General features: G+C 40.3%; 14 protein-coding genes. 6 read left to right on the forward strand and 8 right to left on the reverse strand.

Annotated elements, in window-relative coordinates; translation table 11 throughout:
* Positions 1-6 precede the first annotated feature (6 nt).
* Positions 7-1890 carry a DNA topoisomerase IV subunit B gene (gene parE, locus WBW42_RS09890; RefSeq protein ID WP_002122026.1) on the forward strand — a complete coding sequence of 628 codons (1884 nt, stop codon included), beginning with the start codon at positions 7-9 and terminating at the stop codon, positions 1888-1890.
* A 126-nt stretch (positions 1891-2016) separates the two neighbouring features.
* Here parE and WBW42_RS09895 read toward each other — a convergent pair whose 3' ends face one another.
* Complete coding sequence (locus WBW42_RS09895; protein ID WP_032057106.1) at positions 2017-2520, reverse strand: ureidoglycolate lyase; 504 nt, start codon at positions 2518-2520, stop codon at positions 2017-2019.
* Positions 2517-3527: an allantoicase gene (gene alc, locus WBW42_RS09900; RefSeq protein WP_002121874.1), complete on the reverse strand. Its 1011-nt coding sequence runs from the start codon at positions 3525-3527 to the stop codon at positions 2517-2519. Before alc ends, WBW42_RS09895 begins: the two co-directional genes overlap by 4 nt.
* A 199-nt stretch (positions 3528-3726) precedes the next feature.
* On the opposite strand from alc, the gene hpxO reads away from it, so the two are divergent.
* On the forward strand, positions 3727-4884 hold the full coding sequence (gene hpxO / locus WBW42_RS09905) for an FAD-dependent urate hydroxylase HpxO (protein WP_032057105.1): 1158 nt from the start codon (positions 3727-3729) through the stop codon (positions 4882-4884).
* 53 nt (positions 4885-4937) lie between these two features.
* On the opposite strand, the gene WBW42_RS09910 is transcribed toward hpxO, so the two are convergent.
* The 5 genes from WBW42_RS09910 to puuE form a co-directional block, all read right to left on the reverse strand.
* Positions 4938-5663: an outer membrane protein OmpK gene (locus WBW42_RS09910; protein ID WP_032005006.1), complete on the reverse strand. Its 726-nt coding sequence runs from the start codon at positions 5661-5663 to the stop codon at positions 4938-4940.
* Positions 5664-5784: 121 nt separating this feature from the next.
* Positions 5785-7152, reverse strand: coding sequence for a nucleobase:cation symporter-2 family protein (locus tag WBW42_RS09915; protein WP_032057103.1), 1368 nt, complete (start codon positions 7150-7152; stop codon positions 5785-5787).
* A gap of 24 nt (positions 7153-7176) precedes the next feature.
* Entirely contained in the window at positions 7177-7500 is a 324-nt protein-coding gene (uraH, locus tag WBW42_RS09920) for a hydroxyisourate hydrolase (RefSeq protein ID WP_005066767.1), read from the reverse strand.
* Positions 7497-8000, reverse strand: a complete 504-nt coding sequence (gene uraD, locus WBW42_RS09925) for a 2-oxo-4-hydroxy-4-carboxy-5-ureidoimidazoline decarboxylase (protein ID WP_014207943.1) — start codon at positions 7998-8000, stop codon at positions 7497-7499. The genes uraH and uraD overlap by 4 nt, the downstream gene beginning before the upstream one ends.
* Before the next feature lie 99 nt (positions 8001-8099).
* A complete protein-coding gene (gene puuE / locus WBW42_RS09930) occupies positions 8100-9065 on the reverse strand; it encodes an allantoinase PuuE (RefSeq protein WP_032057102.1) in 966 nt (321 codons plus the stop codon).
* A gap of 252 nt (positions 9066-9317) precedes the next feature.
* Here puuE and WBW42_RS09935 point away from each other — a divergent pair, with 252 nt between their 5' ends.
* The 4 genes from WBW42_RS09935 (at position 9318) to dsbD (ending at position 12992) form a co-directional block, all read left to right on the forward strand.
* On the forward strand, positions 9318-9668 hold the full coding sequence (locus tag WBW42_RS09935; RefSeq protein ID WP_001019316.1) for an HPF/RaiA family ribosome-associated protein: 351 nt from the start codon (positions 9318-9320) through the stop codon (positions 9666-9668).
* 153 nt (positions 9669-9821) lie between these two features.
* Positions 9822-10367: an ankyrin repeat domain-containing protein gene (locus tag WBW42_RS09940; protein WP_005066773.1), complete on the forward strand. Its 546-nt coding sequence runs from the start codon at positions 9822-9824 to the stop codon at positions 10365-10367.
* A gap of 12 nt (positions 10368-10379) precedes the next feature.
* On the forward strand, positions 10380-11147 hold the full coding sequence (locus WBW42_RS09945) for a transporter (protein ID WP_032057101.1): 768 nt from the start codon (positions 10380-10382) through the stop codon (positions 11145-11147).
* 18 nt (positions 11148-11165) lie between these two features.
* On the forward strand, positions 11166-12992 hold the full coding sequence (gene dsbD / locus WBW42_RS09950; protein WP_032057100.1) for a protein-disulfide reductase DsbD: 1827 nt from the start codon (positions 11166-11168) through the stop codon (positions 12990-12992).
* Here the strand turns inward: dsbD and WBW42_RS09955 are convergent.
* Positions 12987-14180 carry a GGDEF domain-containing protein gene (locus WBW42_RS09955; protein ID WP_032057098.1) on the reverse strand — a complete coding sequence of 398 codons (1194 nt, stop codon included), beginning with the start codon at positions 14178-14180 and terminating at the stop codon, positions 12987-12989. The genes dsbD and WBW42_RS09955 overlap by 6 nt on opposite strands.
* Between the last annotated feature and the right edge of the window lie 149 nt (positions 14181-14329).

Here is a 14329-nt window from a genome sequence, read left to right on the forward strand (position 1 = left end):
TACAACGTGACACAATATACGGCTCAATCGCTTGAAGTTCTTTCCGGTTTAGACCCTGTTCGTCGTCGTCCAGGGATGTATACCGATACGACTCGACCTAACCATTTAGCCCAAGAAGTTATTGATAATGCTGTTGATGAAGCATTAGCTGGTCATGCCGACAAAATATGTGTTACGGTTTATAAAGATGGTTCGTTGTCGGTTGAAGATAATGGCCGTGGTATGCCGGTCGATATTCATCCTGAATATGGCCAAAGTGGTATTGAAATTATTCTGACCAAGCTCCACGCAGGCGGTAAGTTCAGCACCGATAACTACCAGTTTTCAGGTGGTTTGCATGGTGTGGGGATTTCCGTTGTAAATGCTTTATCAACACGAGTTGAGGTCGAAGTTCAACGTCAGGGTAACCTATACCAGATGGCCTTTGAGCAAGGTGAACCAGTAGCACCTTTAGCAGTGCTAGAAGGCAAAGCACCAAAACGTGCGACAGGTACAACGGTACATTTTTGGCCAGAAGCGAAATATTTCGATAGTCCAAAATTTGCGTTAAAAGCACTGAAACACAATTTAAAAGCCAAAGCTGTTTTAGCTGCTGGTTTAAAAATTATCTATATCGATCAAATTAACGATGAAAAAATCGAATGGCAATTTGAAAATGGCCTCGTCGATTATTTGATGGATGAATTGCAAGACCGCGAAATTTTGCCAAATCCTGCATTTGTGAGCAGCGGTCAGGCAGATCGTGCGGCATGTGAATTTGCGATTTGTTGGAATGTGGAAGGTGGTGAACAGGTTCAAGAAAGTTACGTCAACTTAATTCCAACTGCACAAGGCGGTACTCATGTGAACGGTTTGCGCTCTGGGGTTACCGAAGCATTGCGCGAGTTCTGTGAATTGCGTAATTTGCTACCACGAAACCTCAAACTTTCGGCGGAAGATGTTTGGGATGGTGTGAACTATATCTTGTCGCTCAAGTTCCAAGAGCCTCAGTTTTCAGGTCAAACCAAAGAGCGTCTTTCGAGTCGAGAAGCATCAAATATTGTTTTAAATATTGCTAAAGATGCTTTCGCACTCTGGCTCAACCAACATGCTGAAATTGCCATGCAGCTGGCAGAAATGGCAATTTCTAAAGCAGGTCGTCGTTTAAAAGCAGCAAAGAAAGTCGAGCGTAAAAAAATTGTTTCCGGCCCTGCATTGCCGGGTAAGTTGGCAGATTGTGTTGGTCAAACACGTGAAGACAGTGAGTTATTTATTGTCGAGGGCGACTCTGCGGGCGGTAGTGCCAAGCAAGCGCGTGATAAAAACTTTCAGGCCATCATGCCAATTCGTGGAAAAATCTTAAACACATGGGAAGTTTCTTCAGATGAAGTACTCGCTTCTCAAGAGGTTCACGACATTGCGATTGCCATCGGGGTAGACCCGGGCAGTGATGATTTATCTGAACTGCGTTATGGCAAAATCTGTATTTTGGCCGATGCTGACTCGGACGGTTTACACATTGCGACTTTGCTTTGTGCTTTATTCGTTAAACACTTCCCAGCATTGGTTGAAGAAGGACATTTGTATGTGGCAATGCCACCATTGTTCCGTATCGACATTGGTAAAGATGTTCATTACGCGCTTGATGATGATGAACTTGAAACTATTTTGAAAAATATTAAAGGCAATCGTAATCCGCAAATTACCCGATTCAAAGGATTGGGTGAGATGAACGCGATTCAATTACGTGAAACGACTATGGACCCGAACACGCGTCGTTTAGTTCAGCTCGATCTAGATGATGTGCATCTAACGGCAGGTTTACTCGACAAGTTACTTGCGAAAAAGCGTTCGGCAGATCGTAAGCAGTGGCTTGAGCAGAAGGGTAACTTAGCTGATATCACTGTCTAAAAAGGCGTAAAAAATCCCCGCTCAATTAGCGGGGGTTTTTTTTATGTAAATCTAAATTGTTGGAAATCACCACAACGGGTTCTGCCATTCATTAAAGTAAAAATATACAGATCTGTATATTTTAATTTAGGCGGTAATTTTTATAGCCTGTGGAAATTGAAAAACATCACAATTCGCTCCACCTCCAATTCGATCTACCACCGCAAAATCACTGGGTGCTTCAAAGGTAAGCAAAGGATGATGCCATATGCCTGCCCGATAATTGATACTTTGCTTCCCATTTGAAACAAATGCACATAACTTTGAAATATCAGGAGTATTTTCATCCAAAGCGGGTGCAACAATAATTAAAAACTTTTGTTGCTGTAATGGAATAAATGCTTGAGAGCCTTTCGGATGGCGCTCTAACATTGAAATCTCTAAAGGCAGCACACTGGCCTTAATATTACGGAATATACTGATTCCTGCCTTTGCTTCACCCTCAACTTCAGTTTCAACGAGCGCATGGTAGCGCTCGGTGTGGGCATCGTTAATATGAAAAAAGTAATGCCCGTCGCAACAGATGACTTCTCCGAAGGGCTGGAAATTTTCAATTGTTAAGGGCTGAATTTGAACATTCTTCATTATCATGACTTGGCAATTTTCCCCCATAAACGGACACGGCTAATACCACCATCTGGAATCATGTTAATACGAATATGCGAGATTTTTTCATGTTGTAAAATCTCATTCACATATTCATGAATATGATCCATTTGCATCGGTTGGGCTTCTAGTAAGTAAGACCAGAACATACTTTGAGGAATTAACTGTGCATCGGTTGCGTTTTCAAGGTAAACCGCCTGAATAGATACTTGGGCAGGGAAATTCCCTTTAAAATGAGCCGTATCAATTTCAAGTTTCTCAATTTTTCCGCTCTTACCCAACGCAAGAATACACCAGTCATAACCCGGTGCACGGCGGCGTTTAGTTTCCCATCCATCGCCCATGTTGACTCCACGGCCTGGGTTAATCAAATTACGAGGATGGCCAAAATGCGCATCGCTATAGGCAACTACGCGGCCACCATTTTCGAGAGCCAATAAATCGAGAGTTTGTTCGCTGTCAGTTACCTGAATATGAACATCACCATAGACACGTAAACGGGCAATACCGCCATCTGGGAAAATATTAAGGCGTATATGAGTGAAAAGTGCATCATTATTGACCATAAAAATATGATGCTGGCTCGGGCCTAGTTCAGTATTTCCTAAAACATTCTCCCATTTTGCCCCTGTCAGGTCCCCATTTGGTGCATAACATGCTTCTAATGATGCAGAGGCAGGGTAATTTCCTGTAAAAAAGCTGGTATCAATATCAAGAGCAGTGATTTTTCCACTTACACCAAGCTTCACGATACACCAATCATAACCTGCGTGACGTTTACGGCGCGTCTCCCATCCGTCCATCCATTTGCCGTTATCATCAAATTTATCTTCAACAAAAATAGGCGCATCAAATTGCAGCATACGCTTTGCTTCTGCAAAGAAATCATCTGAACACTCAATGACTTGTGCACCAATTCGGGCATCTGCCAAATTGGTCTTAGTATTCAAAATCTCAGGAAGTTCAAAAGCTGGAGCGTGCAATGTTGCCATAATGGAGTATCCGTATTTCTTGTTAAAAACATGATTTTTCATTTAAAACTGCGCTAACACGGAGCGTGCCAAGTCGAGTTTTACACGTAAATATATAAGCATGGTGCATGCCAGTTTTGTGGAAAAGCTAAATAAATTTTGAACGATGGCATGTTTTTAGCATAAGCACCCTATAGGTGAATATCTATAGGAGAGTGTTATGAATGTGGTGATTATTGGTGCAGGAATGGGAGGTCTAACCACAGGCATTGCATTAAAGAAATTTGGTCACCAAGTTCGAATTTTTGAGCAAACTGAAAAAATTCTTCCTGTCGGCGCGGCAATTTCGCTGTGGTCGAATGGTGTGAAATGTCTGAACTATCTGGGATTAACTGACAAAATCGCCAAACTTGGTGGACAAATGGATGATTTGGCCTATGTGGACGGTTTAACTGGAGATGTGATGACACAATTCAGTTTACTACCATTAATTGAAGAAGTAGGCCAAAGACCTTATCCAGTTGCACGTGCCGATTTACAAAATATGCTGATGGATGAGTTTGGACGAGACCAAATTTATCTAGGCAAAAAAATGGTGAGCCTTGAAGACAAGACCGATTCTGTCGAGGTGCATTTTGCAGATGGTAGTTCAACGCAGGCTGACTTATTGATTGGGGCGGATGGTACTCACTCACTAACCCGTACCTATGTGTTAGGTCAGCAAGTACAGCGCCGTTATGCGGGTTATGTGAACTGGAATGGCTTGGTTGAGATCTCTGAAGATTTGGCTCCGGCCCAGCAATGGACGACTTATGTGGGCGAAGGCAAGCGTGCTTCTTTAATGCCAGTTGCAGATGGAAAGTTCTATTTCTTTTTAGATGTGCCTTTACCAGCAGGATTAGATAATAATCGAGATGAATATAAAAAAATTTTAAAACAATATTTTGTTGATTGGTGCCAACCCGTACAGCAGCTTATTGAACGCTTAGACCCGCAAAAGACCAATCGGGTAGAAATACATGATATTGAACCGTTCACTCAATTTTATAAAGGTCGCGTGGTGATTTTGGGTGATGCTGCACACAGCACGACACCTGATATTGGGCAAGGCGGTTGCCAAGCCATGGAAGACGCGATTTATTTAGCGCGTTCTCTGCAAATTAATACTTTGGGGCTAGAGGATGCTTTACGTCGCTATCAAAACAAGCGCAATGAACGTGCTAATGAATTGGTACTTCGTGCGCGCAAACGTTGTGATGTGACACATATGAAAGATGAAGCCGTTACACAAGCATGGTATGAAGAATTACGCCGTGAACAAGGTGGACATATTATGCAGGGAATTATTAGCAATATTGTGGGTAATCCACTTGATTAAAAACAAAAACAGCAAGGAATTTTCCTTGCTGTTTTATCTTCTAAATTTAGATTTTAGAAGTGGTATTTAACCAATGCACTAACGTTATTTTCGTCGGCACCTTTAATACCAAATTTGTTATTCCACACTGAGTGCTCGATACCTAGGTATAGGCGTGTATCAGGAGAAATGTGTTTACCCACATTCCATTTCCACTGAGTTGTCCAGTTCAACTCGCTCGCATGGTCGCCTTCAGCAGTTGACCAGTCAAGGAAACCATCTACCAAGAAATCTTCAGATCCTAATTTTAATGGAATACCATAAACGAATGTCATTTGATAATCGTCGTCAGTGTTCTCATTGTTTGCACGGTAGAAGTTTAAATTTGCATATTGGAAATATGGGATATCTAAATCAACTGCAAAACCATAAAGGAAATTGTCGAAGTTGTTGCCGTCTTCACTGTTACCTTCCCAAGTAGTACTAATGAGTACATCTTTGATTGGGCCATACGACAGTTTTTTACCAGACACTTCGCCTAAACTTAGACGTGGTGATAACTCAAAGTAAGTACTCTTGTGGTCATTTTCACCACGCATGCGGTCCATAAAGAAAAACACATCAGCGTATTTAACTTTTGCTGCATATTCCAAAGTAATCGTGGTTTCTTTGTCATCTACAACTTCATAGTTTTCACCATAAAGTCCAGTCACACTAAAATCTTGCCAAATTGGTTTTGCCTGAACCATGGCAGTTGCAGATAACAAGGCACAAGTCGCCGCAAGTTGCTTTAATTGCATTTAAATGATCTCCCCCCAAATAAAGCACGCTAAGGATACAGGGTCTTAAGCAAAAATGAAGCCAAATTTGATCAACGGTTAAAAAAAAGCCCACCGAAGTGGGGCGCTAAAAACTAAATCTTTAATGAGTATTTCTTGTGTTTATTGTTTGGCTTAAATGTGGGGTGCGCGAGCTACGAAATGAAGGTAAATGATTAAATAATAAATTCAACAAGATAGCAAAGAGACAAGTTGAACTAATGCCCGAATGGAACAAAGTTTGTACCCAAACTGGGAAATGAGCATAAAACTCATGGTTAATAATTGGGATCATCCCAGCTGATAAAGCGGTTGCGACAATAATTAAATTTTTCTGATCGTTATAATCTATTTTTGCCAAAGTGCGAATTCCACTCGCTGCAACTGATCCAAACAAGACCAAACCTGCACCACCAAGTACGGGCATTGGAATCGCTGCAATCAAACGACCCATAATAGGTAGTAGTCCTAAAATAATTAGAATTACACCGCCTGCTGCGACTACAAAGCGGCTTTTGATGCCTGTAATCGCAACCAGTCCAACATTTTGGGCAAAAGCACTTTGCATGAAAGAACCAAAAATAGGCGCAAAAGCACTTGAGAACATATCTGCACGAACACCATTGGCGATACGTTTTGAATCGACTTCAGTTCCTACAATGTCTCCGACAGCAATAATATCGGCTGTGGTTTCAGTCATAATGACCAAGGTCACAATCAACATCGATAAGATAGCGCTGAGCTCGAAAGTCGGTAAACCAAATGCAAATAAGTGTGGAAATTGGAGCCATGCGCCTGAACTCACCTGACTAAAATCACCAAAACCCATCAGGTAGGCGAGGGTAGTACCAGCCACAATAGCCAACAAAATTGATAAACGACGAATGCTTGCTTGCGGCAGCATATTTAGAACGATCACAATGCCTAAGGTCAGCAGTGCCAAAGAGATATTTTCTACGCTACCCCAGTCAGGCGCTTTGTTGTTGCCGCCCATCATCCAGCGAATCGCAACGGGTAACAAAGATAGACCAATAATCGTGATAACGCATCCCGTCACAACAGGTGGGAAAAAACGAATAATTTTTGAAAAGTAAGGTGCAAGGCATAGCCCAATTAAAGAGGCTGCAATGACCGCGCCGTAGACAGCAGGTAAACCACCGCCTGTAGTGATAATGGCGACCATGGTGGCCACACCCGCAAAAGATACACCCTGTACCAGAGGTAATTTTGCCCCTAGATATTTAGTTCCGATGGTTTGGATCAGGGTTGCCAATCCACCTACAAATAGGGCCGCTGCAATTAACATTCCGATTTGTGCTGAGCTTAAGCCAGCTGCCGTTCCAATAATCAAAGGCGGGGCTACAATGCCACCATACATGGTCAGCACATGCTGTAAGCCGTAAGCAAAACTTTTGGAAATTCCTAAATATTCATGCTCTGGAGAAATTGCATTTTTTTGCTGATGATTCATATTTTTCTCCTATTTATAATTGAGTTAGCTACCGCGATAAGTGGAGTAAGCAAATGGGCTAATCAGTAATGGAATGTGATAATGCTGATTGATGTCTTCTATAAAAAATTGGATACAAACACGTGGGAAAAAAGTTTTGACTTGCTGCGATGAAAAATAAGGGGCAATTTCAAATTCAAGTTGATAAGCACCTTCTGCAAAGTCTGTTATTCCAAAATCACTCACTCGACCATCTTGATTAGTGGTGGCTGTCGCTATCAGCTCATGGGTTGCTGCATGAAACAACTTCACTTCTACGTCTGCAGCTGGTTTACCTAAATTCGTATCTAAAATATGAGTGCTGATCATGCTTGTATTTCCTGAGATAGACGTAATAGGGCAATCGCTGCAAGTTGCTCATGTACAATTGTTTTTTCGATAGCTAAGTCGTTTTGTAGTCGTTCATGTAGTTTTTTTAAAATTTCATCGCTACTGAGGCCTGCCGCTTTAATTAAAAAAATAAAGCCAAACTTTTGTTCATAATCCATGTTGCCTTGTAGCAGAGCTTGTTGTGTTAGTTCATCTAAAGAAATGCCAGCTTGTTCTTTAGATGAAAAATCTTGCTCTTTTGCATTGAGTTGTTTTTTAGCTTGGCGTTCACCAATTTTTGGATGGGTTGCTAAAGCCGCTAGTATCTCTTGCCATGACCACATTTGACTTAACTGTTCTGCATATTCCAAAAGAGATGCTTTTGTTGAATAGGGACGATTTGAGATGATTTTTTCAGCCCATGCTTGAATGTGGACACAGTTTTTTAACAAAGTCTTGAGTTGTTCTGGTGGGGCTTGATTAAACTCGGCTAAAAACACTGTTATTCCTAAACTCGTTGTCTTGATATAGAGTTTTAGCAATAACAGTGCCAATAGCGAGTTTTAATTCGTTTAAGGATTTTGAAAATTAAAAATCAATTATTTAGTTATGTGATTTTTATACCAATGTTCAGCAATATCCTGACGACGACATATCCAGACCCGATCGTGCATTTGGATATAGTCGAGAAATTTCTGTAGTGCTTTAAAACGGCCCGGACGCCCTAAAATGCGGCAATGCATTCCAATCGACATCATTTTTGGTGCAGTTTCTCCCTCTGCATACAACACATCGAAACTATCTTTCAAATATTGAAAAAACTGTTCTGAATTATTAAAGCCACCTGGTGAGCAGAACTTCATGTCGTTACATTCCAAAGTATAAGGAATAATCAGATGAGGGCGTGATGCACCTGTAGCATCGGTAAGCGTTGTCCAAAAAGGTAGGTCATCACCATAATAATCTGAGTCATATTGTAATTGTGGAAACTCTGCGAGTAACTGACGTGTATGGGGGCTGTCACGTCCGGTGTACCAACCTATCACTTTATTTTCAAACAGGTTTTCTAAGACAGTTAAAGCCTGCTCCATATGCTGTTTTTCGACTTCAATATCGGTATCTTGATAGTGAAGCCAGCGGTAACCATGAGAAACCACATCATAATCAGCTTGCTTAATCGCTTCTACAATATAAGGGTTGCGAGCAAGTGCCATTGCAACCCCAAAAATGGTCATTGGAAGTTTGCGCTTTTGGAATTCACTATGAATGCGCCAAAAACCAGCACGTGAACCATATTCGTACATAGAGTCCATCGACATATGTTTAGCTGGGTAACTTGCGGCACCAATAATCTCTGATAAAAACTGTTCTGAGCCATCATCGCCATGCTCTATATGTTTTTCGCCACCTTCTTCATAATTAAGAACAAATTGCACAGCAACCTTGGCATTATTAGGCCATTTAACTTGTGGCGGTTGCCCGTGATATCCGATTAAATCACGTGAATAAGGAGACTTCTGGATTTGCTCAATAAGCTCTGCTCCAGATAGATAAGATTTGGACACGATTGCTCTCCTTTTGTTCAATTTTTCATAAAAATTTAAAAAATCAGCTTGCATATTTTTATAGATGGACTGATATTGAAGGTATGAAGATCTTCAAAATAAATTAAAAGCAGTACGTTTAAGTCAGGAGATAACAAACCATTACACCATCAAAATGTACAATTGAAGTCAGTTCATGCATGCTTAAAACATGCCAACATAAAAAAGTTTTGCATAGAAAAGATCCACAGTAAGAAAGAGAGGATGGTATTTATGAATATTGAAATCCGCACAGATAAAAACATCCATAACAGCGAACGTTTAATTACTTATGTACGTGCAGAACTTACTCAAGAATTCCAACGTCATAGCGAACGTATTACGCATTTTTCGGTTCATTTTAGTGATGAAAATGGGGACAAAGGTGGTGACAAAGATATCCACTGTATGATTGAAGCTCGTCCTTCAGGTTTGAAACCAGTTGCAGTACATCATAAAGCAGGAAATATTGACGCCTCGATTCATGGCGCGATTGAAAAATTAAAACGTAGCCTTGAACATACTTTTGAGAAAAAAGAACACCCGAGAGGTGGTCAACCAGAATTCATTGATGATGAAGTTTAATTTAAAATGCTAAAAAGCCCTTCGGGGCTTTTTTTATATTTGATGAAAATAAAACTATTCACAACATTAGGTTTGCAATGCGATGCAATCAACCTCTAAAATCTTCAGAAGAGATTAGGCATAATAGCCCTAATATATTTTTGAGAGATGGTCATGTTAACCACCCAGCAGCAAGCTTTAATTAAAGCCATAGAAGAATTAGAACTCGCGCAAGTGCAAAAATTACTTGCTGAAGGACTTGATCCGAACTTTATTGATCCGGAACAAGGGCCACCTGTATCAATCATTTGTGATGGAATTTTTAAATGGTGGGAAGATGTATCAGAAGCTTATGAAGCGGGTACACCACTATCAAAAGAAGAAAAGCAACAATCATTACAAGTTTACCTCGATATTCTCGAAGCTTTGATTCAAGCTAAAGCGAATGTACACCTTTGGGATGCAGAAGAGTTTTATGGTCCTTTATGGGATGCGGCAAGCTCGGCATGTGCGCCAGCTGTCCAACGTTTATTAAATGAAAAAGTTGATCCAAACACACGCGATGAAGAGGGACTCACTATTTTATCGTCAATCAGTCAGTTGTTCTTTGATTGTGACTTTGATGAAATAGATTGGTCAGAAGCGCTTCAAGAAGAGCGTGAAACATTAGAATTATTGCGCCAACATGGGGCAAAAATGTCAAAAGAACTAACTACTTGATTGGATAATAGAATGAGAACATTTCAAATTTTAACTTTTGCTTTGACCACTGTTGCCGCAGGAAGTACTTTTGCTGCAGAGTTCTCTTTTGACCGCCCAGGTGCTGGTATTGGAACAGGGATTACTCCAGTTGGTAAATTGGCTTGGGAACAAGGTTTGCCAAGTGCAACTTATACAGAGTCAACGGTTGATGGCGTCAAAGAAAAAACCGTAACTGTAAATGAAGATATGTTATTCCGTACCGGTTTAGCTGATGGTTTGGAATTACAATTAGGATGGCAAGGTCCAGCATGGACTCAAACCAAACGTGCTGGTAAAAAACATGATACGTCAGGCTTTGGTGATGTCAGCATCGGTTTGAAAAAAGCAATTGATCTAAATGATGAAAACTTATCAATGGCTGTGTTAGCTGAAGCGATCATTGCCACTGGAAATGATGAATTTACTGCACATGACGATATTTATAGCTTAAGTTCAGCAGTCGCTTATAAATATAATGACTTAGTCGGTACATCAATTACCATGCGCTACGAAGTACAAAATAGTAACTGGGCAGTAACTGCAATCCCGACGATTGATTATAAAATCGCAGGTAAGCTGTCAGGTTATTCCGAGTTTATTTACCGTAAAGCTGAAAGCCAAGACTACGAATATGGTTTAGGGACAGGTTTAGTCTACGCCGTAAATGATCGTACTCAGCTCGATGCAAGTATCGGGGTTGATTTAGAGGGTCAAGACAAGAGCTACAACGGTGGCTTAGGCGTGGCATTCTTGTTCTAATCGAAGCAATTTAAATTTATGTTAATGAAAAAGCTTATTCATCAGGGAATTCTTTATTTTCTAGCAGTTGCTGTTTGTGTGTTTAGCCAGTTGGTTTCTGCGCAAGATAAGCTACTCTCACCCGAACAAGCTTTTTCATTTTCGGTTGAATCCTCTGAGCCGCATACTGCGAGTTTGTCTTGGCAGATTCAGCCAAATTACTATCTTTATCAGCATAAATTTTCCGTACAACAAGGTACTCAACCTTTAACTTTAAAGTTACCTAAAGCGGTTGCCCAATATGATGAAAATTATGGGCAAAGTCAGGTTTACTACCATCAAGTTAATTTCCAAATTAAGACTAAGCCGTCAGAGCACTATAGTGTGACTTGGCAGGGCTGTGCCAAAGACCGTATTTGTTATCCACCTCAAACCATTGAGTTTCAAACCGATGCAGATGGCTTGGTGGGTGTGCAAAACCAAGCAGGAACAGCGCCAAAAAGATTACTAGATTTAGCGAATAAACAATCCGACACTTCCTCGAGTTCAGAATCTTTAGAAAAAGAGCCGAGTACAGAGACAGCAGCTGATACAACTACACCTCAAATTGCACAAGATCAGATCTGGTCAGCTAAATTAATTGAACACTCGCTTTGGTATGGAGTTTTATTATTTTTAGGTTTAGGCATGTTGCTCGCATTTACGCCATGTTCTTTACCGATGCTTCCTATTTTAACTTCATTGATTATTCGCGAACATAAAGGTTTAAAGGCTTGGACCATTGCGCTTACTTTTGTGTGTAGCATGGCATTAGTTTATGCAGGCTTGGGTTTAATTGCTTCTTCGGCAGGCTTAAATTTCCAGCGCTGGTTACAACAGCCAGCGACTTTAATTGCTTTTAGTTTGCTGTTTATTGTTTTTGCTCTGAACTTATTTGGTTTGTTTGAGCTTCGTTTACCTCAGACATGGTTAAACCGACTTGACCGTATTCAGTCAATGCAACAAGGCGGCACGTTGGTCGGTGCTGGGGTTATGGGTGTCGTTTCTGCGCTTTTGGTGGGGCCTTGTATGACCGCACCTCTCGCTGGAACTTTATTATTTATTTCTCAAACGCAAAATCAGTGGCAAGGTGCTTTGCTTTTATTCTGCCTAGGCTTTGGAATGGGAATTCCGCTCCTGCTGGCAAGTATTTTAGGGGCAAAATTCTTGCCTAAAGCGGGCGACTGGATGCATCAGATTAAAGTAATTTTTGCTTTTCTGATGTTGGGATTAAGTCTTTATTTTATTCGTCCTTTGCTGCCAGATTTGGGCATGCAAGTGCTTAGCCTCGTATTAGGCCTTGCTTTTATAACCTATGCTGTTTATCAGTTTTTCTGGGAAAAAGGGCAGTTACAGTGGCTCTATGCGATTTTATTATTAATCGTTACCCCTTTTGTAGCCTATAACCAATATCAACACATTCAAAATCGAACCTTGCAAAGTTCTAATCATATGGCCGAGTGGCATATTGCAACTACAGCAGCGGACTTTGAGAAAATTTTAGCGGCAGCACCTACTGACCGAGCTATTGTGGTTGATATCTACGCAGATTGGTGTGTTGCCTGCCAACCGATTGAGCACCGTATTTTAAAAGCACCAGAGGTTCAATCTGCTCTTGCACCTTATTATTTAATTAAGCTTGATTTGAGCCATTATGACCAGTCGCATGAAGCACTACTCAAGCAGTGGAATATTTTAGGACCACCGACCTATTTATTTTTAAGTCCAGAGCAAAAAGAGATTCGTGCTTTACGTTTAACGGGCGCTTTTAGTCAGCAAGAGCTTTTGCAGCAACTTGCGAGTTTGGCAAAATTCAAAGAATCATAAGGTATCGATAGCTTCTGTCTGATGAAATGTACGTACCTGATTACGTCCTGAAGCTTTTACTGCATAGAGTGCTTGGTCAGCCTGCCGAATAACCAGATAAGGATCTTGTGCAAAAGCTGAACTGCTTATTCCAAAACTCGCACTAATGTGAATAGGATTATTTTGAGCGGTAAAAACAGGTAATTCTTGTAGGGCTTGGCGACAACGCTCAGCAATTTTTTCTGCTTGAATAATATCTGTATGGGGGAGTAGTAAAATAAATTCTTCTCCACCAAATCGACCAATAATATCCTCGCTACGCAAATTCTCAGAAAGACATTGAGCAATTTCAATTAAGACCTGATCACCTTGATGGTGGCCGTATATATCATTAATTTTTTTAAAATGATCGATATCAAGAAGTACCACAGCATAATCAAATTGTTGTTGGTGTAGCGACTCCAAATGCATGTTTAAACTACGTCTATTTAATACATTAGTTAATGGGTCGATTTGGCTTAAACGTTGAATATAAGTTTCTCGCTGACGCCATTGGGTGAGTAATATTTCAAATAAAACAAAACAGGCCAATAAAATAGGCATAATAAAAAAAGCCATACTTCCTAACCAGAAAGAATTGGTTTGGGCATGATCCATGGCTCTAAAATTAAATAGAGGTGCATACGCTAAAGCACCTGTCATACTTAAATATGTACAAACAGTTAAAATAATTGTGGCAGGTACAAGGGCGCTATAAACAATTTTACGGTCAAATAACACCAAACCCACCCCAATCGTACCCACATAACCGACCATAGTGGCAGGGCTGATACTGCCAATTAAATATCCATCATGACATAGCATAAGTGCAAAGAACTGCACGCTAATGAAAGGAATAACTTTTTGAGCCCATTCATCATTTTTGTAGCGGTAACAGGGAATAATCAAAAGGACTAATAAAAATAAGGTAAATAAATTGAGCCAGATTTGTGATTCAACTAAAGGTAAATTTGCCCATTGCCAGACACTTGGTGTAATTAAAATATAGCCTTTCCATAAAATCCAACTGAAATTCATTGCGCAAGCAAGTGTGAGCATCAGTGCGCTTTTTTGTAATGGCGTCCAGTTGATGATGTGATTATTGTGGATGAAATCGATTATCACCTGTTTTATTCTATTTACGGGATAAGTGATTAAACGATTTTTCATAATAAATAAGGGCTCCTAAATATAGATGCCTCTTTGTTAGACCATCCTAAAATTGGATTGTTTCAATAATTTATATTTTAAACATAACATGATTTTCAATTTATATATGATGACTTTTTATAAAGAAAATGATGTGAAAAGTTTTGAGG

The organism is Acinetobacter sp. LT1, from assembly GCF_059800965.1.

Bases quoted from the DNA above. Each gene is read 5' to 3' on its own strand.
- WBW42_RS09910 (WP_032005006.1), bottom strand. From the start codon at position 5,663: ATGCAATTAAAGCAACTTGCGGCGACTTGTGCCTTGTTATCTGCAACT.
- WBW42_RS09895 (WP_032057106.1), bottom strand. From the start codon at position 2,520: ATGATAATGAAGAATGTTCAAATTCAGCCCTTAACAATTGAAAATTTC.
- hpxO (WP_032057105.1), top strand. From the start codon at position 3,727: ATGAATGTGGTGATTATTGGTGCAGGAATGGGAGGTCTAACCACAGGC.
- uraH (WP_005066767.1), bottom strand. From the start codon at position 7,500: ATGATCAGCACTCATATTTTAGATACGAATTTAGGTAAACCAGCTGCA.
- WBW42_RS09915 (WP_032057103.1), bottom strand. From the start codon at position 7,152: ATGAATCATCAGCAAAAAAATGCAATTTCTCCAGAGCATGAATATTTA.
- WBW42_RS09940 (WP_005066773.1), top strand. From the start codon at position 9,822: ATGTTAACCACCCAGCAGCAAGCTTTAATTAAAGCCATAGAAGAATTA.
- WBW42_RS09935 (WP_001019316.1), top strand. From the start codon at position 9,318: ATGAATATTGAAATCCGCACAGATAAAAACATCCATAACAGCGAACGT.
- WBW42_RS09945 (WP_032057101.1), top strand. From the start codon at position 10,380: ATGAGAACATTTCAAATTTTAACTTTTGCTTTGACCACTGTTGCCGCA.
- WBW42_RS09955 (WP_032057098.1), bottom strand. From the start codon at position 14,180: ATGAAAAATCGTTTAATCACTTATCCCGTAAATAGAATAAAACAGGTG.
- dsbD (WP_032057100.1), top strand. From the start codon at position 11,166: ATGTTAATGAAAAAGCTTATTCATCAGGGAATTCTTTATTTTCTAGCA.
- alc (WP_002121874.1), bottom strand. From the start codon at position 3,527: ATGGCAACATTGCACGCTCCAGCTTTTGAACTTCCTGAGATTTTGAAT.